The organism is Pseudomonas sp. TH34 (genome assembly GCF_016650865.1).
In the GTDB taxonomy this organism is placed as follows: Bacteria; Pseudomonadota; Gammaproteobacteria; order Pseudomonadales; family Pseudomonadaceae; genus Aquipseudomonas; species Aquipseudomonas yamanorum.
This window is the reverse complement of record NZ_JAEKFB010000018.1, coordinates 72,201-91,203: the sequence shown is the minus strand read 5'-3', so window position 1 is coordinate 91,203 and position 19,003 is coordinate 72,201. Positions and strand designations below refer to the sequence as shown.

The following is a 19,003-nucleotide window of genomic DNA, read 5'->3' as shown; positions in this document are numbered from 1 at the left end:
AGGCCTGACATGCTCAAGCAAGCACTCACACACAACGGTTTGATCGCGATCCTGCGCGGCTTGCGACCAGAGGAGGCGTTGGCGATCGGCGAGGTGTTGTACACCGCAGGCTTCAGGGTCATCGAAGTGCCGCTCAATTCACCGGACCCTTATTCCAGCATCCGCATCCTGCGGGACAGCCTGCCCGCCGATTGCCTGATCGGCGCCGGCACCGTGCTGACCCCGGAACAGGTTGATCAAGTCAAAGCCGCCGGCGGCCAGGTCATCGTCATGCCCCACAGCGATGCCAAGGTGCTGCGTGCCGCCAAGGCTGCGGGCCTGTACCTGTCGCCGGGTGTCGCCACGCCCACCGAAGCCTTTGCCGCGCTGGCCGAAGGCGCCGACGTGCTGAAGCTTTTCCCCGCCGAGCAAATGGGCCCGGCGGTGGTCAAGGCCTGGCTCGCGGTACTGCCCGCGGGCACGGTGTTGCTGCCGGTGGGCGGCATTACTCCGGACAACATGCAGGTATTTTTCGACGCGGGCGTCAAAGGCTTCGGCCTGGGCTCCGGGTTATTCAAGCCGGGAATGAGCGTCGCCCAAGTGGCGAGCAACGCCCAGGCCTACGTCGCGGCCTGGCACGCCTTGGGCTGATCAGCGTTCTCCATCTACAAGAGAGATAAGAAGATGAAAATCACCAAACTGACCACCTTCATCGTTCCGCCGCGCTGGTGCTTCCTCAAGGTTGAAACCGACCAGGGCGTGACCGGTTGGGGCGAACCCGTGGTCGAGGGCCGCGCCCACACCGTGGCTGCCGCCGTCGAAGAATTGTCCGACTACTTGATCGGCAAAGACCCACGCAATATCGAAGACATCTGGACGGTGCTCTACCGCGGCGGTTTCTACCGTGGCGGCGCGATCCATATGAGCGCCCTCGCCGGTATCGACCAGGCGCTGTGGGACATCAAGGGCAAGGCCCTCGGCGTGTCGGTCAGCGACCTGCTCGGTGGCCAGGTGCGCGACAAAATCCGCGTGTACTCGTGGATTGGTGGCGACCGCCCGGCCGACACGGCCCGCGCCGCCAAGGAAGCCGTGGCCCGTGGTTTTACTGCGGTGAAAATGAACGGCACCGAAGAACTGCAATTTCTCGACAGCTTCGAAAAAGTCGACCAGGCCCTGGCCAACGTCGCTGCCGTGCGTGATGCGGTAGGCCCCAACGTCGGCATCGGCGTCGACTTCCATGGCCGGGTGCACAAGCCCATGGCCAAGGTGCTGATGAAGGAGCTCGATCCCTACAAACTGATGTTCATCGAAGAGCCGGTGCTCAGCGAAAACTACGAAGCGCTGAAAGAGCTGGCGCCGCTCACCAGCACCCCGATTGCCCTTGGCGAGCGGCTGTTCTCGCGCTGGGACTTCAAGCGCGTGCTCAGCGAAGGCTATGTCGACATCATCCAGCCGGATGCCTCCCACGCCGGCGGTATCACCGAAACCCGCAAGATTGCCAATATGGCCGAAGCCTACGACGTAGCCCTCGCCCTGCACTGCCCGCTCGGCCCGATTGCCCTGGCGGCGTGCCTGCAACTGGATGCGGTTTGCTACAACGCGTTCATCCAGGAACAGAGCCTGGGCATTCACTACAACGAGAGCAACGACCTGTTGGATTACGTACGTGATCCCGGGGTTTTCGACTACGACCAGGGCTTTGTGAAAATCCCCAATGGGCCAGGCCTGGGCATCGAGATCAACGAGGAATACGTGATCGAGCGCGCGGCCATCGGGCATCGCTGGCGCAACCCGATCTGGCGTCATGCCGATGGCAGCTTTGCGGAGTGGTGATTTCCTCCTGAAGAAACACCGTCAGTGTGGGAGCTGGCTTGCCTGCGATAGCGGTGAGTCAGCTTGCATCTGCGGCACTGACACTCCGCTATCGCAGGCAAGCCAGCTCCCACAGGGATCGCGTTTCTTCAGTAAGACCTGTCCTCAATAACCATAAGAAGAGGCAACCCCCATGCAATCCGAGTCCTTCACCGGGCAGGCTTCTTTAGTCACGCCCAGCCGAAAGCGTTTCTTCATCATGGTGCTGCTGTTCATCACCGTGGTGATCAATTACCTGGACCGCAGCAACCTGTCGATTGCCGCCCCGGCCCTCACCAGTGAGTTGGGGATCGACCCGGTGCATGTCGGGCTGATTTTCTCCGCGTTCGGCTGGACCTACGCGGCCATGCAAATCCCCGGCGGCTGGCTGGTGGACCGGGTACCGCCGCGCATTCTCTACAGTGTCGCCCTGCTGCTGTGGTCGATCGCCACCGTGATGCTCGGCTTTGCCGCCAGCTTCATCGCGCTGTTCGTATTGCGCATGGCGGTCGGTGCCCTGGAAGCCCCGGCTTACCCGATCAACAGCCGCGTGGTGACCACCTGGTTCCCTGAGCGTGAGCGGGCCACGGCGATTGGTGTTTATACGTCCGGGCAGTTTGTCGGACTGGCATTTCTCACGCCGGTATTGGCCTGGCTGCAACACACCTTTGGCTGGCACATGGTGTTTGTCGCCACCGGTGGCGTGGGCATTGTGTGGGCGTTGATCTGGTACGCCGTGTACCGCGAGCCACGTGATTTCAAAGGTGCCAATGCGGCGGAAATCGAGCTGATCCGCGAAGGTGGCGGGTTGGTGGACATCCAGGCGCAGGCGGCCAAGGCGCCATTCAGTTGGGTCGACCTCGGCATCGTGCTGAGCAAGCGCAAGCTGTGGGGTATCTACCTGGGGCAGTTCTGCCTGAACTCCACGCTGTGGTTTTTCCTGACGTGGTTCCCGACCTACCTGGTGAAATATCGCGGCATGGACTTCATCAAGTCCGGCCTGCTGGCGTCGCTGCCGTTTCTGGCGGCGTTTGTCGGGGTGCTGTGTTCGGGGCTGTTTTCCGACTGGCTGATTCGCCGCGGAGCGTCGGTGGGGTTTGCGCGCAAGTTGCCGATCATTGGCGGGCTGTTGATTTCCACGGCGATCATCGGCGCCAACTTTGTTGACTCCACGGCGTGGGTGATTGCGTTTCTGGCGGTGGCGTTTTTCGGCAACGGCCTGGCGTCGATTACCTGGTCGCTGGTGTCGACCCTGGCGCCGGCAAGATTGCTGGGGCTGACGGGTGGGGTGTTTAACTTCATCGGCAATCTGTCGGCGATTACCACGCCGATTGTGATTGGCTTTCTGGCGACAGGGGATTCGTTTGCACCGGCGATTACCTATATCGCGGTGCTGGCGTTGCTGGGGGCGTTGTCCTACATCTTGCTGGTCGGCAAGGTCGAGCGTATAGAACTGTAGGAGCGAGCTTGCTCGCGAAAAACCTGAGAGCGCCGCGGGGTGTCAGATGCCCCCGCGTTATCGTTAACGTTTTTCGCGAGCAAGCTCGCTCCTACAGGGAGTTACTAGTACAGCGCGCCATCCAGAATTTGATAAACGATGCTGGTGCCAATCGCGATCAGCACGATGTCCCCGCCCGAGCGGCGCCATTCGTAGCCAGGATATTGCGGCAGATGCGACAGAGCCCGAGGGTCCAGACGCTCGCCGTAGTAGTTCGGCGGCAGGCGCTGGCCCCGCACCAGGTGGATGCCGGGAGGCGGCGGAGCACCACGGCGGAAGTCGCCATGGTTATCGCGGATCACTTGCCGAACAGGGCCGAAGTCCTGAGGAGGCCCGCCACGGTGATTGTCCTGGGGCCCGCGGCGATCATCGCCACGGTGATCGTTCTGTTGGCCTTGAGGGCCGCCACGGTCAGGTCCGCCACCTTGGTCGTACGGTGCGGCTTGCACCAGGGCGCTGGCGCCGAGCAACAGCACACCCAGACCGGCTATCACACGTTTAGGCATCTTCATCAGGGGTTTCCTCAACTGCACAAACAACAAAAAGGGATTTCGAACCGGGTCCGAAATCCCTTGGTCTTGTCAGTTTAGGTGCTGATTTGCCAGCATGATTCCTCTGTATCAGGAACTTTACCTACCGCTTACGAGCCGCTTACTTACGGGCGTTGCGCACACCTTCCGAAAGCGCCGAGCACAGGGTCAATACACCGTCGATGGCCTGCTGATCATTGCTGGCGTTGGCGATGTGATCGATCAGTGCCGAACCCACCACCACACCGTCTGCCAGGCGGGCGATTGCAGCGGCCTGCTCCGGGGTGCGGATACCAAAACCGATGCTGATCGGCAGGTCGGTATGCCGACGCAGGCGGGTCACGGCTTCTTCGACGTGTTCCAGGGTCGCGGCGCCGGCACCGGTCACACCGGCCACCGAGACGTAGTACACAAACCCGGAGCTGCCGTTGAGCACGGTCGGCAGGCGCACGTCGTCGGTGGTCGGGGTGGTCAGGCGGATAAAGTCGATACCGGCAGCCTGGGCCGGGTCGCACAGCTCGCCGTTATGTTCCGGAGGCATGTCGACCACGATCAGGCCGTCGACGCCGGCTTCTTTCGCATCGCTGATGAAGCGTGGCACGCCGTACATGTGGATCGGGTTGAAGTAGCCCATCAGCACCAGCGGCGTGTCGCTGTTGTCCTTGCGGAACTCGCGAACCATTTGCAGGGTTTTCGTGAGGTTCTGCTTGGCGGTCAGCGCCCGGATGTTGGCCAGTTGAATCGCCGGGCCGTCGGCCATCGGGTCGGTGAACGGCATGCCCAGCTCGATCACGTCGGCGCCGGCCGCCGGCAAGCCCTTGAGAATCGCCAGCGAGGTGTCATAACCCGGGTCGCCGGCGGTGACGAAGGTCACCAGGGCGGCGCGGTTTTGTTCTTTCAGTTGCGCAAAACGTGTTTGCAGGCGGCTCATCAGTGTTTCTCCTGCTGGGATGGCTCTTGTGAAGAGTGTTCCATGTGGTGCATCACGGTTTGCATGTCTTTGTCGCCACGGCCGGACAGGTTGACCACCATCAGGTGATCCTTCGGCAAGGTCGGTGCGCGTTTGAACACTTCAGCCAGGGCGTGGGCGCTTTCCAGTGCAGGAATAATCCCTTCCAGGCGGCAGCATTTGTGAAAGGCGTCGAGGGCTTCGTCGTCGGTCACCGAGGTGTACTGGACGCGCCCGATGTCGTGCAACCAGGCGTGTTCAGGGCCGATGCCCGGGTAGTCCAGGCCGGCGGAAATCGAGTGGGCGTCGATAATCTGGCCATCGTCGTCCTGCAGCAGGAAGGTACGGTTGCCGTGGAGCACACCCGGTACGCCGCCGTTGAGGCTGGCCGCGTGCTTGCCGGTCTCGATGCCGTAGCCGGCCGCTTCAACGCCGATGATTTCGACGCTGGTGTCATCCAGGAACGGGTGGAACAGGCCCATGGCATTGGAACCGCCGCCGATGCACGCCACCAGGCTGTCGGGCAGACGGCCTTCCTGGGCCTGCAGTTGGGTACGGGTTTCCTTGCCGATCACGGCTTGGAAGTCACGAACCATCGCCGGGTACGGGTGCGGGCCGGCCACGGTGCCGATCAGGTAGAAGGTGCTGTCGACGTTGGTCACCCAGTCGCGCAGGGCTTCGTTCATCGCGTCTTTCAGGGTGCCGGTGCCGGCGACCACCGGGATCACTTCGGCGCCCAGCAGCTTCATGCGAAATACGTTGGCCTGTTGGCGCTCGATGTCGGTGGTGCCCATGTAGATCACGCATTGCAGGCCGAAACGCGCGGCGACGGTGGCCGTGGCCACACCGTGCATGCCGGCGCCGGTCTCGGCGATGATGCGTTTTTTACCCATGCGCCGCGCCAGCAGGATCTGGCCGATGCAGTTGTTGATCTTGTGGGCGCCGGTGTGATTCAGCTCTTCGCGCTTGAGGTAGATTTTGGCGCCGCCGCAGAACTCGGTCAGGCGTTCGGCGAAGTACAGCGGGCTTGGGCGTCCGACGTAGTCGCGCTGGAAGTAGGCCAGTTCTTCGTTGAAGGCCGGATCGATCTTGGCCGCTTCGTATTCGCGGGCCAGGTCAAGGATCAACGGCATCAGGGTCTCCGCCACGTAGCGGCCGCCGAACGAACCAAACAGGCCATTGGCGTCTGGGCCGTTGCGTAAATCGGTCTGGGTCTGAGTCATGGGACGCTCCAGGTAGAAAATGTGTAAGAGGCAATGACGGTCACTCTACCCCTGACGCTTGCACGTGAAAACCGATAAGATCGCCACAACCTGTCAGGAAAACTCACAGATGAGCCGAGACCTCCCACCCCTGAACGCCTTGCGCGCTTTCGAGGCGGCTGCACGCCTGAACAGCGTCAGCCAGGCCGCTGAGCAACTGCACGTGACCCATGGCGCGGTCAGCCGGCAGCTCAAGGTGTTGGAAGAACACCTCGGCGTCAGCCTGTTCGTCAAGGACGGGCGCGGCCTCAAACTCACAGATGCCGGCATCCGCCTGCGAGATGCGAGTTTTGAGGCGTTCGAGCGTCTGAGGGACACCTGCGCAGAACTCACACAAAGCAGCGCAGACGCACCGTTTGTGCTCGGCTGCTCCGGCAGTCTGCTGGCGCGCTGGTTTATTCCGCGTTTGGGGCGCCTGAACGCGGATCTGCCGGATTTGCGCCTGCACCTGTCGGCGGGCGAAGGCGACCTCGACCCGCGCCGCCCCGGGTTGGACGCGCTGCTGGTGTTCGCTGAGCCGCCATGGCCGGCGGATATGCAGGTGTACGAATTGGCCAGCGAGCGCATCGGCCCGGTCATGAGCCCGCGATTTGCCCATTACGAGCGTTTGCGCCAGGCACCTGCCGAAGCGCTGCTCAATGAAGCCCTTTTGCACACCACATCACGCCCGCAAGCCTGGCCCAGTTGGGCGCAGCACCATGGGATCGACGCTGGCGCGTTGAAGTACGGTCAGGGGTTCGAGCATTTGTATTATTTGCTGGAGGCGGCGGTGGCGGGGCTGGGGGTGGCGATTGCGCCAGAACCGCTGGTGGCAGAGGACCTGCGAGCGGGTCGCCTGGTCGCGCCGTGGGGTTTCAGTGAAACCCCGGCGCAACTGGCGTTGTGGCTACCCAAGCGCGCCGCGGATGGGCGCGCCCGGCAACTGGCGCAGTGGCTCAAGGCTGAGCTTGCGCGCCAGGTTGTTTAGTCGCCGCGTTTGCACAGCAAGTAAGCCGCCAGCAGGCCCAGCGCGCCAACGGCGACGCCAGCGGTAGTCCATGGGTGCTCTTGCGCGTAGTCCCGTGTCGCAACACCGGTTTCGCGGATTTTGACTTTGCTTTCTTCATAGGCATCGCTGATCAGGTGACGGGAATGCTTGAGGGCATTCTCGGCATTGCTTTTCAGGGCCTTCAAGGTTTTGCGCGACTCGTCAGAGGCATCGTCCTTGAGGCTTTCCAAAGATTTGAGCAGGCTCGAAATCTCGGCTTCCATGCTTTCCAATGACGCTTTGCGTAAAGAGGTGTTGGCCATGTGGGCTCTCCTGGAGTGATTGAGTGGCGTGTGTTGTTTCCGACTGCGGCGGTTTCAGAAAGTGCAGTAAATCTGAACTTTCGTATGGGAATAGTCGCCAGAAGCAGTACGAGAATTCACTGCTAGGCTTCATTAACGACCCCAGGAGAAAACCTTATGAGTGATCATCACACCTACAAGAAAGTCGAACTGGTGGGCTCTTCCACCACCAGCATCGAGGACGCCATCAACAATGCCTTGGCTGAAGCCCACAAGAGCATCAAGCACTTGGAGTGGTTTGAAGTGACTGAAACCCGCGGTCATATCAAGGACGGCAAGGCCGCGCATTTCCAGGTCACCCTCAAAGTGGGGTTCCGAATTGCCAGTAGTTGACTGAGCCGGTTGAACTTGCGCGCTGGCCGATTGCCATAAACTCCGCTACAACCTTTAGGCACGTCGGCGTGACGAGCGGCGACGTGCTTCCTTTCGATCAACCCAAGGAAGTGACGGATGAAGAACTTTTTGTTGGCGGTAGGTTTGTTGAGCATTGCGGGCACAGCCCTGGCGGCGGGCAAGCCTTGTGAAGAGCTGAAAAGCGAGATTGCGGCAAAAATCGACGCTAAAGGCGCTTCAGGCTACTCCCTGGAAATCGTGGACAAAGGTGCTGCACCTAGTGACCACACGGTTGTCGGCAGCTGTGAAGCCGGTACCAAGGAAATCGCCTACAAGCGCGGGTGATCCCGTGTTGCAGACGTAAAAAACCGACGCAAGTGCGTCGGTTTTTTTACGCCTGCGATTCAGCCCTTCATGATCTGGGCCAGCAGCTCGTAGGAATGGATCCGGTCGGCATGTTCGTACAGGTCACAGGTGAAGATCAGCTCATCAGCGCCAGTTTGCTCCACCAGCACCTCCAGCTTCGCGCGAATCTTCTGCGGGCTGCCCACCATGGCCAGGCCAAGGAAACTGCCTACAGCGTCTTTCTCATGGGGCAGCCACAAGCCGTCCATGGTCCTGACCGGCGGGCGCTGCACCAGGCTTTGCCCGCGCATCAACGCGAGGATTCGCTGGTACACCGAGGTGGCCAGGTAATCAGCCTGTTCATCCGTATCGGCGGCCACCAGCGGGATGCCGAGCATCACGTAGGGCTTGTCCAGCACGGCCGAAGGCTTGAAGTGGTTGCGGTAGACGCGAATCGCTTCATGCATCAGGCGCGGCGCGAAATGTGAGGCAAAGGCGTAAGGCAAACCGCGCTCACCTGCCAGTTGCGCACTGAACAGGCTGGAACCCAATAGCCATACAGGGACGTTGGTGCCGGTGCCGGGTACGGCGATCACTCGCTGGTCCGGAGTGCGCGGGCCGAGGTAGGCCATCAGTTCAGCCACGTCTTCCGGGAAATCATCGGCGCTGCCGGAGCGTTCACGGCGCAGGGCGCGGGCGGTCATCTGGTCGGAGCCGGGCGCGCGGCCCAGGCCCAAATCGATACGGCCCGGGTACAGGCTTTCCAGGGTGCCGAATTGCTCGGCGATCACCAACGGCGCGTGGTTGGGCAGCATCACGCCACCGGAACCGACACGAATCGTCGAGGTGCCGCCCGCCAGATAACCCAGCAATACTGAGGTCGCCGAGCTGGCGATACCGTCCATATTGTGGTGTTCGGCCACCCAGAAACGGTTGTAGCCGAATTTTTCCACGTGCTGGGCCAGGTCCAGGGAATTGCGCAGCGACTGCGCCGGACTGCCGTTGGCGCGCACTGGCACGAGGTCGAGGGTCGAGAACTTTACGTCGGACAGCGATTTCATAAGCCTGCTTCTCCAATGGGGGCGCAGGCTTCTAAGACGAACCAAAACCTGCCGCTTCATGTGCATGTCTATGCAATGAGGGCATATACCCGAGATTCAATAGCGATGGTGAAATTTCCTACTTAATTGCTAGGTTTCTCCGACAAGATGAACTTTGCCGTGGCGTCTATCCTCAGAACCCTTACTGACGCAAAACCACCGTTCGAGGAGACCGCTATGAGTATCGTTAAAAAAGCATCCGCGCATTGGGAAGGCGACCTGAAGACTGGCCTGGGTTCCATTTCCACGGAAACTGGCGTGCTGCGCGAAGCGCCCTACGGCTTCAAGGCCCGTTTCGAAGGTGGCAAGGGCACCAACCCTGAAGAACTGATCGGCGCGGCCCATGCCGGTTGTTTCTCCATGGCCTTTTCCATGATTCTCGGCGACGCCGGGCTCAAGGCCGACAGCATCGACACCCAGGCCGAAGTGACCCTGGACCAAGTGGACGGTGGCTTTGCGATTACTGCTGTGCACCTGACCCTCAAGGCGAAGATCCCGGGCGCCAGCCAGGCGCAGTTCGATGAACTGAGCAAAAAGGCCAAGGAAGGATGCCCGGTGTCCAAGGTACTGAATGCAACCATTACCCTGGATGGCACGCTGATTAGTTGATGCAACCCTCTTGCAGGGGCGAGCTTGCTCGCTCCTGCAGCTGCAAATGTGGTCGAATAGCCGATTGCAGACTTAGCGCACACCCGTACGCGTGCATTCAGGGAGCTTCACACATGAAACGTATTGCCTTGGCGGTTATCTGCGGTGCACTGGCCACGTCGGCGCTGGCCGCGCCGAAAGACTGTGAAGAGCTCAGGAAAGAGATCGAGGTCAAAATCCAGGCGAATGCCGTTCCGTCCTACACCCTCGAAATCGTCAGCAAGGAAGAAGCCGACAAGCACGACAGCGCCATGGTTGTCGGCAGCTGTGAGAACGGCACGAAGGCCATCGTCTACCAGAAGAACAACGACTGATCAGATGCAGTTGACGCTACGTTCTTCCGCCAGTAAGTGACCCGCTTTGTTGTACAGCCGGATATTCGGGTTGTAGCCCAGTGAGCGCCCTTCCAGGCGATAGCGCTGGCCTGCCTCGAAACGGTCGTATTGCAGGGTCATGAAGCAGGTTCGGTCGGTGGTTTGGCCCATCCCGCCGAAGCTGCCACCGGTAGGCACCTCGAAATCAAAACGCACCATCAGCTCATGGCTGCCAGGCGGCACCTGGAAGAAGCGCCCGTCGTTCAGGTTTTTTCCGTCCAGGCGTTGCGCCATCACCAGCTTGGCGCCGGGTGTTGGGGTGGCGAAGTCAACCCAGGCTTGCTGCGGATCAACCGCCGGTAGCGGCGTCAACGTACAGGCACTGAGAAGGACTGCAGCGATGGGAAGCAGTAGCTGACGCATGTTAAGCACTCAACGGTAGGAATGGTTTTTAAGCGGCTGCGTTCGGCGGCACGCTCCCTATGAGTATAAACACGCCACGCCATGGAAAAATTCCCCACAGGCGAGATAGTCTGGCGGGATAGTCACCTGCGAGAGGTTTTAATGGTCAGGCGTTTACTTCCCGGGTTGATGCTGCTGTTGCTCAGTGGCTGCTCCAGCGTCAGTTATTACAGCCAACTGGCAGACGGCCAATGGCAATTGCTGCGGGCCCGGGAGCCGGTCTCCGAGGTCATCGCCGACCCGTCCCGGCCACAGGTGCTGCGGGACCACTTGGCGCAGTCGCAGAAAGCCCGCACCTTTGCCAGCGAGCACCTGCACCTGCCGGACAACCAGAGTTACCGTCTGTATGCGGACATTGGCCGCCCTTATGTGGTCTGGAACGTCTTCGCCACGCCGGAATTTTCCCTGTCGCCGCAGACTCACTGCTTTCCGATTGCCGGGTGCGTGGCCTATCGCGGTTACTACAACCAGGGCGCCGCACGCGGCCAGGCGGCGTTGCTGAAGCAGCAAGGCATGGACGTGTCGATTGGTGGCGTGGAGGCCTACTCCACCCTCGGCTGGTTCAATGACCCGATCATGAGTTCGATGATGAGCTGGGGCGATGAGCGCCTGGCCACGCTGATTTTTCATGAGTTGGCGCATCAGCGGTTTTATGTGAAGGACGACACCGAGTTCAACGAGTCGTACGCCACCTTCGTCGAGCAGGAAGGCACCCGGCAATGGCGCGCGGCCCGTGGCTTGCCGCCAGCCAGCGAGTCGTCGTTGAAACAGCGCGACCAGTTCACCCGGCTGGTGCTCGACACCCGCAAACGCCTGGAGCAGCTGTATACCCAGCCGCTGGCGGCAGATGCCATGCGCCAGACCAAGGCGGCTGAATTCGAACGCCTGCGCCGTGACTACCGGCACATGCGCGATAGCCAGTGGGGTGGCGACAAGCGTTATGACGCCTGGATCAACCTGCCGATGAACAACGCAAGGTTGCTGCCGTTTGGGCTGTATGACCAGTGGGTACCGGCGTTCGCCGCGTTGTTCCGGCAGGAAGGCGGCGATTGGCCGAAGTTTTTTGCGGCGGTGGAGAAGCTGGGCGGGTTGCCGGTGGAACAGCGCAAGGCGGCCCTGAGGGTGTTGGAGGGATCCGGGCAAGTGGTTGGCCGGTAGGGCCTCATCGCGGGCAAGCCCGGCTCCCACATTTGACTGAGTTGTCTTGGCCGACCGTGATCAAATGTGGGAGCTGGCTTGCCTGCGATAGCGCATTCAAGGCCGTTGCAAAAACGCCTGATGCATCTCGGCCAATGTTTCAAAGTGCCAGGTCGGCGCCTCGGCACTCAGCTCTTCATGGCTGCCAAACCCATAACCTACCGCCGCCGCATCCAGCCCATTGCTGCGCGCGCCGATCAGGTCGTGCTTGCGGTCGCCAATCATCAAGGTGGTGGCCGGGTCCAGGCCTTCTTCGGCCATCAGGTGGGCGATCAGCTCGACCTTGTTGGTGCGGGTGCCGTCCAGCTCGCTGCCGTAGATCACCTTGAAGTGTTTGGCGAAATCGAAATGCCGGGCGATTTCACGGGCGAACACCCAAGGCTTGGACGTGGCCACATACAGCTGGCGACCCTGGCCATTCAAGTCCTCAAGCAGCGGCATCACGCCGTCGAATACGCGGTTTTCGTACAGGCCGGTGACCTTGAAGCGCTCGCGGTAAAAATTCACCGCCTCCCACGCCTTGGCTTCGTCGAAGCCATAGAACTGCATGAATGCTTGCAGCAGCGGCGGGCCGATGAAGTGCTCAAGCTTGGTCAGGTCCGGCTCGTCGATCCCCAGTTTGGCGAGGGCGTACTGGATCGAGCGGGTGATGCCTTCGCGCGGATCGGTGAGGGTGCCATCGAGGTCGAACAGAACGGTTTGGTAATGCATGGGTGTCCTTGTCATTGGTCGAAGCCTTCGGCCAGGTGCAGGTCTTTGAGCTTCACGTAGTTCGCGGCGCTGTAGGTGAAAAACGCCCGCTCCTTGTCAGTCAGCGGGCGGATTTGTTTAACCGGGCTGCCGACATACAAAAAACCGCTCTCGAGTTTCTTGCCCGGCGGCACCAGGCTGCCGGCGCCGATGATCACATCGTCTTCCACCACGGCGCCGTCCATCACAATGCTGCCCATGCCGATCAGAATCCGGCTGCCTACCGTGCAGCCATGCAGCATGACTTTGTGGGCAATGGTCACATCGTCGCCGATCAACAGCGGGAAACCATCAGGATTGAAGGGCCCGGCGTGGGTAATGTGCAGCACGCAGCCATCCTGCACGCTGGTGCGCGCACCGATGCGGATGCGGTGCATGTCGCCGCGGATTACCGTCAGCGGCCATACCGAGCTGTCGGCGCCGATTTCGACGTCGCCGATCACCACCGCCGATGCATCGACGAAAGCCCCGGCGGCCAAGGCCGGCGTGTGATTCTGGTAGGTGCGAAGGGTCACGATAGGCTCTCTCTCTTCTGCTGATAGCTGCGGTGGGCGTTGATTGTAATTAAGATGGCCCCATCTTTGTTCTTACATGTTTCTTCAGCCAAGGTGCCAACCGTGAGCGCGAACAACCCTCTTCTGCAGTCCTACGACCTGCCGCCGTTCTCGGCGATCCGTGCCGAGCACGTACAGCCGGCCATCGAACAGATCCTCGCCGACAACCGCGTCGCCATCGAAGGCATCCTGCAAAGCCAGGGTAAAAATCCGACCTGGGCCGGCCTGGTCCTGGCCATGGACGAACTCAATGACCGCCTGGGCGCTGCCTGGAGCCCGGTCAGCCACCTGAACGCCGTGTGCAACAGCACCGAACTGCGCGAAGCCTACGAGGCTTGCCTGCCGGCATTGAGTGCCTACTCCACCGAGATGGGCCAGAACCGCGAGCTGTTCCAGGCCTTCGAAGCCCTGGCCAACAGCCCGGAAGCCGCCGGCTTCGACGTGGCGCAAAAAACCATTCTGGAACACTCCCTGCGGGACTTCCGCCTGTCGGGTATCGATTTGCCGCCTGAGCAGCAAAAACGTTATGCCGAAGTGCAGAGCAAACTCTCCGAACTGGGCAGCAAGTTCTCCAACCAATTGCTCGACGCCACCCAGGCCTGGACCAAGCACGTCACCGACGAAGCGACCCTCGCCGGCCTGACCGATTCGTCCAAGGCGCAAATGGCTGCGGCTGCCCAGGCCAAAGGCCTGGACGGCTGGCTGATCACCCTGGAATTCCCCTGCTACTACGCGGTGATGACCTACGCCCACGACCGCGCCCTGCGTGAAGAAATCTACGCCGCCTACTGCACCCGTGCGTCGGACCAAGGCCCGAATGCCGGTCAGAACGATAACGGCCCGGTCATGGAACAGCTCCTCGACCTGCGTCAGGAGCTCGCTCAACTGCTGGGCTTCGCCTCGTTCTCCGAACTGAGCCTGGCCACCAAAATGGCCGAGTCCAGCGACCAGGTGCTGAGCTTCCTGCGAGACCTGGCCAAGCGCAGCAAGCCGTTCGCCACCCAGGACCTGCAACAGCTCAAGACCTACGCCGCCGAACAAGGTTGCCCGGACCTGCAAAGCTGGGACAGCGGCTTCTATGGCGAAAAACTGCGCGAACAGCGTTACAGCGTTTCCCAGGAAGCCCTGCGCGCCTACTTCCCGATCGACAAGGTGCTCAGCGGCCTGTTCGCTATCGTGCAGCGCCTGTACGGCATCGAAATCGCCGAGCAGAAAGGCTTCGACACCTGGCACCCGGACGTTCGCCTGTTCGAAATCAAGGAAAACGGCCAGCACGTCGGCCGCTTCTTCTTCGACCTGTACGCCCGCGCCAACAAGCGCGGCGGGGCCTGGATGGACGGCGCCCGTGATCGTCGCCGCACCCTTGGTGGCGTACTGCAAAGCCCGGTGGCCAACCTGGTGTGCAACTTCACCCCGGCCGACAGCGGCAAGCCTGCCCTGCTGACCCACAATGAAGTGACCACGCTGTTCCACGAATTCGGCCACGGCCTGCATCACCTGTTGACCCGTGTCGAGCACGCTGGCGTGTCCGGCATCAACGGCGTGGCCTGGGATGCGGTGGAGTTGCCAAGCCAGTTCATGGAGAACTGGTGCTGGGAGCCGGAAGGCCTGGCGCTGATTTCCGGCCACTATGAAACCGGTGAGCCGCTGCCTCAGGACCTGCTGGAAAAAATGCTCGCCGCGAAGAATTTCCAGTCCGGCCTGATGATGGTTCGCCAGTTGGAGTTCTCGCTGTTCGACTTCGAGCTGCACGCCACCCACGGCGATGGCCGCAGTGTGCTGCAGGTGCTGGAAGGCGTGCGTGATGAGGTGTCGGTGATGCGTCCGCCCGCCTACAACCGCTTCCCCAACAGCTTCGCGCATATCTTCGCGGGCGGTTACGCTGCGGGTTACTACAGCTACAAGTGGGCGGAAGTGCTGTCGGCGGATGCCTTCTCCAAGTTCGAAGAAGACGGCGTGCTCAATGCCGAGACTGGCCGGGCGTTCCGCGAGGCGATCCTGGCCCGTGGCGGTTCCCAGGCACCGATGGTGCTGTTCGTCGACTTCCGCGGACGTGCGCCCTCGATTGACGCACTCTTGCGCCACAGCGGCCTGAGTGAGGACGCGGCAGCATGAGTGAAGCGCCTGTGAAAACCAAAAAACGCTTTATCGCCGGGGCAGTCTGCCCGGCGTGCAGCGAGCCGGACAAGTTGATGATGTGGAGCGAAGACGATGTGCCACATCGCGAGTGTGTGGCTTGCGGCTATTCCGACACGCTGAATGAACAAGGTCTGTCAGTGCCCAAGGAATTGGGCACGCGGGTCAATACGTCGGCATTGAAAGCACCGGATCCCAAGGTGCAGGCGGTGCAGTTCTTCCCCAATCCGAAGCTGAAAAAAGACTGACCGGCATGTGCCCCCTGAGCTGATGGCTCAGGGGGTGATCACCAGGGCGGTTTTTTCTGCCGCCACGTCCTTGGCGTTGTCCGCGGTGTTCAGCCAGCTTTTCATCGAGCACAGTGCAAAGGCGCTGGTGCTGCAATCGCCATTGGCCAACGCTGTGCGTAGCTTGTCGATATCAGCCTTCATCATGTAGCGAACGCCGTCCTTGAAGCCTTTGCTGGCTCCAAAGCCACCGAGCGTCATTTCGTTCAGCGCTTCCTCTTTACTCCACCCCTGAACCACCACTCGATACATCGCCGCCATCAACCCGGTGCGATCCGAGCCGTGCTTGCAATGCATCAACACCGGGCCGTTGGCTTGTGCGTCCTGAATGGCGCGCAGGGCTTCCAGTACATCGGTGTCGTCGACATGGTTGGTTCGGTAGGTCAGTTGCACTTGCTTGATATCAGACGACTTCAGCCAGTTGGCATCAGATTCGGGCAGGAAGTTGATGACCGTACCGATCTTGAGTTTTTCCAGGACAGGAACGGCGCTGCTATCCGGTAGCGCGCTGCGATAGAGGGTGGGCGACATCTGATACAGGTTGTATTGGCTTCCCACTGGCTGGGCCCATTCCAGTGAGCGAATGGAAGCAGTGTCGTCGGCGTGCGCTTGGACGGTGGTAAACAGCGCCATGAATGCCAGGCTGATGGCAGGCAGCAATTGGTGATTGAACATGGGCGATGTAACCGAATAGGGAAATGGCTGATGGGGCACAGATTCGCCTACAGCGGATCAATGCCTCGTGAGGCACTCGTCAAAGAATCGTGAACGCCCGCTATTTTTTTCCCGCTGAATCGATTCCCCTCGATCCTTAGCCTGCTATCCTTTGTAACTATCGATTTCTGCCGTGTTCTATCCTTTTGGGTCCTTTGGATCCCATTTGCTGCCAAAACTATAAGCCGCTCCCCGAAGCGGCTGATAAATCCGTGACCACATGATGAGGTGCCACCATGTCTGATCAAGATCAAGACAACCCCCGGCGTGAGTTTTTGCGCAAATCCTTGACCTTGATCCCCGTGGTCACTGTCGCCAGCACGGGCCTGGGCGGTTCGATGCTGATGGCGGTTCCCGAGCCGGCTCAAGCCAGCCCTGAAAAGGCACCTGTCAGCAGCAAGGCCTATGAGCCGAGCTATTTCACTGCCGAGGAATGGGCTTTTATCAACGCGGCCGTTGCCCGCCTGATCCCGGCGGACGACCAAGGCCCAGGCGCCCTGGAAGCCGGCGCGCCGGAATACATTGATCGTCAGATGAACACGCCGTACGCGGCGGGTGCCCTGTGGTTCATGCAAGGCCCGTTCAATGCCGACGCGCCGCCTGAAATGGGCTGGCAGAGCAAATTGGTGCCCAAGGAGATCTATCGCCTGGGCATTGCTGCCACGGATGCCTGGTCGAAAGCGATGAACGGTAAGCTATTTGCCGAGCAAGACAGCGCTACCCAGGACAAATTGTTGCAGCGCCTGGAGGCTGGCGACGCGCAATTCGACAGCGTACCGCCGAAGATTTTTTTCAATCTGTTGCTGCAAAACACCAAGGAAGGGTTCTTCTGCGACCCGGTCCACGGTGGCAACAAAGGCATGGTCGGCTGGACCATGATCGGCTTCCCCGGCGCCCGCGCCGATTTCATGGATTGGGTTGAACGCAACGAGCAATACCCCTTCCCGGCTGTATCGATCCGTGGCGAGAGGGCATAAACGTGGCGACCATCATGAAGAAAGTGGATGCGGTGATCGTCGGCTTCGGCTGGACTGGCGCGATCATGGCCAAGGAGCTGACGGAAGCGGGCCTCAACGTGGTAGCGCTGGAGCGCGGCCCGATGCAGGATACCTACCCGGACGGCAACTATCCCCAGGTCATCGACGAACTGACCTACAGCGTGCGTAAAAAGCTCTTTCAGGACATCTCCAAGGAAACCGTGACCATTCGCCATAGTGTGAATGACGTCGCCATGCCCAACCGCCAACTCGGCGCCTTCCTGCCCGGTAACGGTGTTGGCGGTGCCGGTCTGCACTGGTCCGGCGTGCACTTCCGGGTGGACCCGATCGAGTTGCGCATGCGTAGCCATTACGAAGAGCGCTACGGGAAAAACTTCATTCCCAAGGACATGACCATCCAGGATTTCGGCGTCAGCTATGAGGAGCTGGAGCCGTTCTTCGACTATGCCGAGAAAGTCTTCGGCACCTCCGGGCAGGCCTGGACGGTGAAGGGGCAGTTGGTAGGCGAAGGCAAGGGTGGCAACCCTTACGCGCCGGATCGCTCCAATCACTTCCCGCTGGAATCGCAGAAGAACACAGTCTCCGCACAGCTGTTCCAGAAGGCCGCCACGGCCGTGGGCTACAAACCCTACAACCTGCCTTCCGCGAATACGTCGGGTCCTTACACCAATCCCTACGGTGCGCAGATGGGGCCGTGCAACTTCTGCGGCTTCTGCAGCGGTTATGTCTGCTACATGTATTCCAAGGCTTCTCCGAACGTGAATATCCTGCCGGCATTGCGGCTGGAGCCCAAGTTCGAGCTGCGGCCCAATTCCCACGTGCTGAAGGTCAATCTCGACAGCTCCAAGCGCAAGGCCACCGGCGTGACGTATGTCGACGCTCAAGGGCGGGAATGCGAGCAGCCGGCGGACCTGGTGATCCTCGGTTCCTTCCAGTTCAACAACGTGCGCCTGATGCTGCTGTCGGGCATTGGCAAACCCTACGACCCGATCTCCGGCGAGGGCGTGGTGGGCCGGAACTTCGCCTACCAGAACATGGCCACCATCAAGGCGTTCTTCGATAAGGACGTGCACACCAACAACTTCATCGGTGCCGGCGGCAATGGCGTGGCGATCGATGACTTCAACGCGGACAACTTCGACCACGGGCCTCACGGCTTTGTGGGCGGCTCGCCAATGTGGGTCAACCAGGCAGGCAGCCGGCCGATTGCTGGCACCTCAAACCCGCCGGGCACGCCGGCCTGGGGCAGCGCGTGGAAGCGCGCCACGGCTGATTACTACACCCACCAGGTGTCGATGGATGCTCACGGCGCCCATCAATCCTACCGTGGCAACTACCTCGATCTTGACCCGGTTTACCGCGATGCCTATGGCATGCCGCTGCTGCGCATGACCTTCGACTGGCAGGAAAACGACATCAAGATGAACCGCTTCATGGTCGACAAAATGAGCAAGATCGCCGAAGCGATGAACCCCAAGGCGATCGCCTTACTGGGCAAAAAGGTGGGCGAGCATTTCAACACCGCGTCCTATCAGACTACCCACCTCAATGGTGGCGCGATCATGGGCACCGACCCGAAAACCAGTGCCTTGAACCGCTACTTGCAGTGCTGGGACGTACACAACGTGTTTGTCCCGGGCGCTTCCGCGTTCCCACAAGGCCTGGGCTACAACCCTACGGGTCTGGTGGCGGCGTTGACCTACTGGTCGGCGCGGGCGATTCGCGAGCAGTACCTGAAAAACCCCGGCCCACTGGTTCAGGCATAAG

The 19,003-nt window shown here is 60.7% G+C and carries 22 protein-coding genes and 1 pseudogene; 13 read left to right on the top strand and 10 right to left on the bottom strand.

Features of this window, described 5'->3' with window-relative positions:
- Positions 1-9 precede the first annotated feature (9 nt).
- From JFU58_RS11175 to JFU58_RS11165, 3 genes are all read left to right on the top strand, one after another.
- A complete protein-coding gene (locus JFU58_RS11175; RefSeq protein WP_003213643.1) occupies positions 10-630 on the top strand; it encodes a 2-dehydro-3-deoxy-6-phosphogalactonate aldolase in 621 nt (206 codons plus the stop codon).
- A gap of 33 nt (positions 631-663) precedes the next feature.
- The gene (dgoD, locus tag JFU58_RS11170; protein WP_003213645.1) at positions 664-1,812 is read left to right on the top strand and encodes a galactonate dehydratase; all 1,149 of its coding nucleotides are present in this window, start codon (positions 664-666) and stop codon (positions 1,810-1,812) included.
- Positions 1,813-1,984: 172 nt separating this feature from the next.
- Complete coding sequence (locus tag JFU58_RS11165) at positions 1,985-3,289, top strand: MFS transporter (RefSeq protein ID WP_063033727.1); 1,305 nt, start codon at positions 1,985-1,987, stop codon at positions 3,287-3,289.
- Here the strand turns inward: JFU58_RS11165 and JFU58_RS32270 are convergent.
- The 4 genes and pseudogenes from JFU58_RS32270 to trpB all read right to left on the bottom strand — a co-directional run.
- Positions 3,282-3,372: pseudogene (locus JFU58_RS32270) on the bottom strand (outer membrane lipoprotein carrier protein LolA); the annotation flags it as partial. The gene JFU58_RS11165 and the pseudogene JFU58_RS32270 sit on opposite strands and share 8 nt — an antisense overlap.
- Before the next feature lie 21 nt (positions 3,373-3,393).
- Positions 3,394-3,840 carry an anti-virulence regulator CigR family protein gene (locus JFU58_RS11160; protein WP_063033726.1) on the bottom strand — a complete coding sequence of 149 codons (447 nt, stop codon included), beginning with the start codon at positions 3,838-3,840 and terminating at the stop codon, positions 3,394-3,396.
- Between the two features lie 139 nt (positions 3,841-3,979).
- A complete protein-coding gene (gene trpA / locus JFU58_RS11155) occupies positions 3,980-4,789 on the bottom strand; it encodes a tryptophan synthase subunit alpha (RefSeq protein ID WP_010168557.1) in 810 nt (269 codons plus the stop codon).
- Positions 4,789-6,030 carry a tryptophan synthase subunit beta gene (gene trpB / locus JFU58_RS11150; protein ID WP_063033725.1) on the bottom strand — a complete coding sequence of 414 codons (1,242 nt, stop codon included), beginning with the start codon at positions 6,028-6,030 and terminating at the stop codon, positions 4,789-4,791. The genes trpA and trpB overlap by 1 nt, the downstream gene beginning before the upstream one ends.
- Before the next feature lie 109 nt (positions 6,031-6,139).
- Here trpB and JFU58_RS11145 point away from each other — a divergent pair, with 109 nt between their 5' ends.
- Positions 6,140-7,036, top strand: a complete 897-nt coding sequence (locus JFU58_RS11145; RefSeq protein WP_063033724.1) for a LysR family transcriptional regulator — start codon at positions 6,140-6,142, stop codon at positions 7,034-7,036.
- Here the strand turns inward: JFU58_RS11145 and JFU58_RS11140 are convergent.
- The gene (locus tag JFU58_RS11140) at positions 7,033-7,359 is read right to left on the bottom strand and encodes a DUF883 family protein (RefSeq protein WP_003170746.1); all 327 of its coding nucleotides are present in this window, start codon (positions 7,357-7,359) and stop codon (positions 7,033-7,035) included. The two genes, JFU58_RS11145 and JFU58_RS11140, sit on opposite strands and share 4 nt — an antisense overlap.
- A gap of 156 nt (positions 7,360-7,515) precedes the next feature.
- Between JFU58_RS11140 and JFU58_RS11135 the strand changes: the two genes are divergently transcribed.
- Together JFU58_RS11135 and JFU58_RS11130 are read left to right on the top strand one after the other, a co-directional pair.
- Positions 7,516-7,731: a dodecin gene (locus JFU58_RS11135; protein WP_017477941.1), complete on the top strand. Its 216-nt coding sequence runs from the start codon at positions 7,516-7,518 to the stop codon at positions 7,729-7,731.
- 117 nt (positions 7,732-7,848) lie between these two features.
- On the top strand, positions 7,849-8,076 hold the full coding sequence (locus JFU58_RS11130) for a DUF1161 domain-containing protein (RefSeq protein WP_003214893.1): 228 nt from the start codon (positions 7,849-7,851) through the stop codon (positions 8,074-8,076).
- A gap of 59 nt (positions 8,077-8,135) precedes the next feature.
- Here JFU58_RS11130 and JFU58_RS11125 read toward each other — a convergent pair whose 3' ends face one another.
- The gene (locus tag JFU58_RS11125; RefSeq protein ID WP_201140674.1) at positions 8,136-9,137 is read right to left on the bottom strand and encodes an LLM class flavin-dependent oxidoreductase; all 1,002 of its coding nucleotides are present in this window, start codon (positions 9,135-9,137) and stop codon (positions 8,136-8,138) included.
- A gap of 216 nt (positions 9,138-9,353) precedes the next feature.
- On the opposite strand from JFU58_RS11125, the gene JFU58_RS11120 reads away from it, so the two are divergent.
- Entirely contained in the window at positions 9,354-9,785 is a 432-nt protein-coding gene (locus JFU58_RS11120) for an OsmC family protein (protein WP_017477943.1), read from the top strand.
- Positions 9,786-9,898: 113 nt separating this feature from the next.
- Complete coding sequence (locus JFU58_RS11115; RefSeq protein ID WP_063033723.1) at positions 9,899-10,138, top strand: DUF1161 domain-containing protein; 240 nt, start codon at positions 9,899-9,901, stop codon at positions 10,136-10,138.
- Here the strand turns inward: JFU58_RS11115 and JFU58_RS11110 are convergent, their stop codons facing one another.
- Positions 10,139-10,561, bottom strand: a complete 423-nt coding sequence (locus JFU58_RS11110) for a PA0061/PA0062 family lipoprotein (protein ID WP_201140672.1) — start codon at positions 10,559-10,561, stop codon at positions 10,139-10,141.
- 141 nt (positions 10,562-10,702) lie between these two features.
- On the opposite strand from JFU58_RS11110, the gene JFU58_RS11105 reads away from it, so the two are divergent.
- Positions 10,703-11,758, top strand: a complete 1,056-nt coding sequence (locus JFU58_RS11105) for an aminopeptidase (RefSeq protein WP_201140670.1) — start codon at positions 10,703-10,705, stop codon at positions 11,756-11,758.
- A gap of 96 nt (positions 11,759-11,854) precedes the next feature.
- Here JFU58_RS11105 and JFU58_RS11100 read toward each other — a convergent pair whose 3' ends face one another.
- Together JFU58_RS11100 and JFU58_RS11095 are read right to left on the bottom strand one after the other, a co-directional pair.
- Entirely contained in the window at positions 11,855-12,508 is a 654-nt protein-coding gene (locus tag JFU58_RS11100; RefSeq protein ID WP_063033720.1) for an HAD family hydrolase, read from the bottom strand.
- Positions 12,509-12,519: 11 nt separating this feature from the next.
- Entirely contained in the window at positions 12,520-13,062 is a 543-nt protein-coding gene (locus JFU58_RS11095) for a gamma carbonic anhydrase family protein (RefSeq protein ID WP_169386733.1), read from the bottom strand.
- A 102-nt stretch (positions 13,063-13,164) separates the two neighbouring features.
- On the opposite strand from JFU58_RS11095, the gene prlC reads away from it, so the two are divergent.
- Positions 13,165-15,216: an oligopeptidase A gene (gene prlC / locus JFU58_RS11090; RefSeq protein WP_063033718.1), complete on the top strand. Its 2,052-nt coding sequence runs from the start codon at positions 13,165-13,167 to the stop codon at positions 15,214-15,216.
- Positions 15,213-15,485 (top strand): YheV family putative zinc ribbon protein, encoded by a 273-nt coding sequence (locus JFU58_RS11085; protein WP_003214872.1) that lies wholly within the window; start codon positions 15,213-15,215, stop codon positions 15,483-15,485. The genes prlC and JFU58_RS11085 overlap by 4 nt, the downstream gene beginning before the upstream one ends.
- Before the next feature lie 27 nt (positions 15,486-15,512).
- Here JFU58_RS11085 and JFU58_RS11080 read toward each other — a convergent pair whose 3' ends face one another.
- Positions 15,513-16,199: a dual specificity protein phosphatase family protein gene (locus tag JFU58_RS11080; RefSeq protein WP_093203311.1), complete on the bottom strand. Its 687-nt coding sequence runs from the start codon at positions 16,197-16,199 to the stop codon at positions 15,513-15,515.
- 275 nt (positions 16,200-16,474) lie between these two features.
- Between JFU58_RS11080 and JFU58_RS11075 the strand changes: the two genes are divergently transcribed.
- Positions 16,475-17,215, top strand: coding sequence for a gluconate 2-dehydrogenase subunit 3 family protein (locus JFU58_RS11075; RefSeq protein WP_017477951.1), 741 nt, complete (start codon positions 16,475-16,477; stop codon positions 17,213-17,215).
- A gap of 2 nt (positions 17,216-17,217) precedes the next feature.
- Positions 17,218-19,002 carry a GMC family oxidoreductase gene (locus JFU58_RS11070; RefSeq protein WP_093203302.1) on the top strand — a complete coding sequence of 595 codons (1,785 nt, stop codon included), beginning with the start codon at positions 17,218-17,220 and terminating at the stop codon, positions 19,000-19,002.
- The last annotated feature ends 1 nt before the right edge of the window (position 19,003 follow it).

What these genes read in the sequence shown, in the direction of transcription:
- JFU58_RS11165 (WP_063033727.1), top strand. Translation starts at nt 1,985, where the DNA reads ATGCAATCCGAGTCCTTCACCGGGCAGGCTTCTTTAGTCACGCCCAGC.
- trpA (WP_010168557.1), bottom strand. Translation starts at nt 4,789, where the DNA reads ATGAGCCGCCTGCAAACACGTTTTGCGCAACTGAAAGAACAAAACCGC.
- JFU58_RS11135 (WP_017477941.1), top strand. Translation starts at nt 7,516, where the DNA reads ATGAGTGATCATCACACCTACAAGAAAGTCGAACTGGTGGGCTCTTCC.
- JFU58_RS11115 (WP_063033723.1), top strand. Translation starts at nt 9,899, where the DNA reads ATGAAACGTATTGCCTTGGCGGTTATCTGCGGTGCACTGGCCACGTCG.
- JFU58_RS11100 (WP_063033720.1), bottom strand. Translation starts at nt 12,508, where the DNA reads ATGCATTACCAAACCGTTCTGTTCGACCTCGATGGCACCCTCACCGAT.
- JFU58_RS11175 (WP_003213643.1), top strand. Translation starts at nt 10, where the DNA reads ATGCTCAAGCAAGCACTCACACACAACGGTTTGATCGCGATCCTGCGC.
- JFU58_RS11125 (WP_201140674.1), bottom strand. Translation starts at nt 9,137, where the DNA reads ATGAAATCGCTGTCCGACGTAAAGTTCTCGACCCTCGACCTCGTGCCA.
- JFU58_RS11105 (WP_201140670.1), top strand. Translation starts at nt 10,703, where the DNA reads ATGGTCAGGCGTTTACTTCCCGGGTTGATGCTGCTGTTGCTCAGTGGC.
- JFU58_RS11120 (WP_017477943.1), top strand. Translation starts at nt 9,354, where the DNA reads ATGAGTATCGTTAAAAAAGCATCCGCGCATTGGGAAGGCGACCTGAAG.
- trpB (WP_063033725.1), bottom strand. Translation starts at nt 6,030, where the DNA reads ATGACTCAGACCCAGACCGATTTACGCAACGGCCCAGACGCCAATGGC.
- JFU58_RS11080 (WP_093203311.1), bottom strand. Translation starts at nt 16,199, where the DNA reads ATGTTCAATCACCAATTGCTGCCTGCCATCAGCCTGGCATTCATGGCG.
- JFU58_RS11145 (WP_063033724.1), top strand. Translation starts at nt 6,140, where the DNA reads ATGAGCCGAGACCTCCCACCCCTGAACGCCTTGCGCGCTTTCGAGGCG.
- JFU58_RS11085 (WP_003214872.1), top strand. Translation starts at nt 15,213, where the DNA reads ATGAGTGAAGCGCCTGTGAAAACCAAAAAACGCTTTATCGCCGGGGCA.
- JFU58_RS11075 (WP_017477951.1), top strand. Translation starts at nt 16,475, where the DNA reads ATGTCTGATCAAGATCAAGACAACCCCCGGCGTGAGTTTTTGCGCAAA.
- JFU58_RS11130 (WP_003214893.1), top strand. Translation starts at nt 7,849, where the DNA reads ATGAAGAACTTTTTGTTGGCGGTAGGTTTGTTGAGCATTGCGGGCACA.
- JFU58_RS11140 (WP_003170746.1), bottom strand. Translation starts at nt 7,359, where the DNA reads ATGGCCAACACCTCTTTACGCAAAGCGTCATTGGAAAGCATGGAAGCC.
- JFU58_RS11160 (WP_063033726.1), bottom strand. Translation starts at nt 3,840, where the DNA reads ATGAAGATGCCTAAACGTGTGATAGCCGGTCTGGGTGTGCTGTTGCTC.
- dgoD (WP_003213645.1), top strand. Translation starts at nt 664, where the DNA reads ATGAAAATCACCAAACTGACCACCTTCATCGTTCCGCCGCGCTGGTGC.
- JFU58_RS11110 (WP_201140672.1), bottom strand. Translation starts at nt 10,561, where the DNA reads ATGCGTCAGCTACTGCTTCCCATCGCTGCAGTCCTTCTCAGTGCCTGT.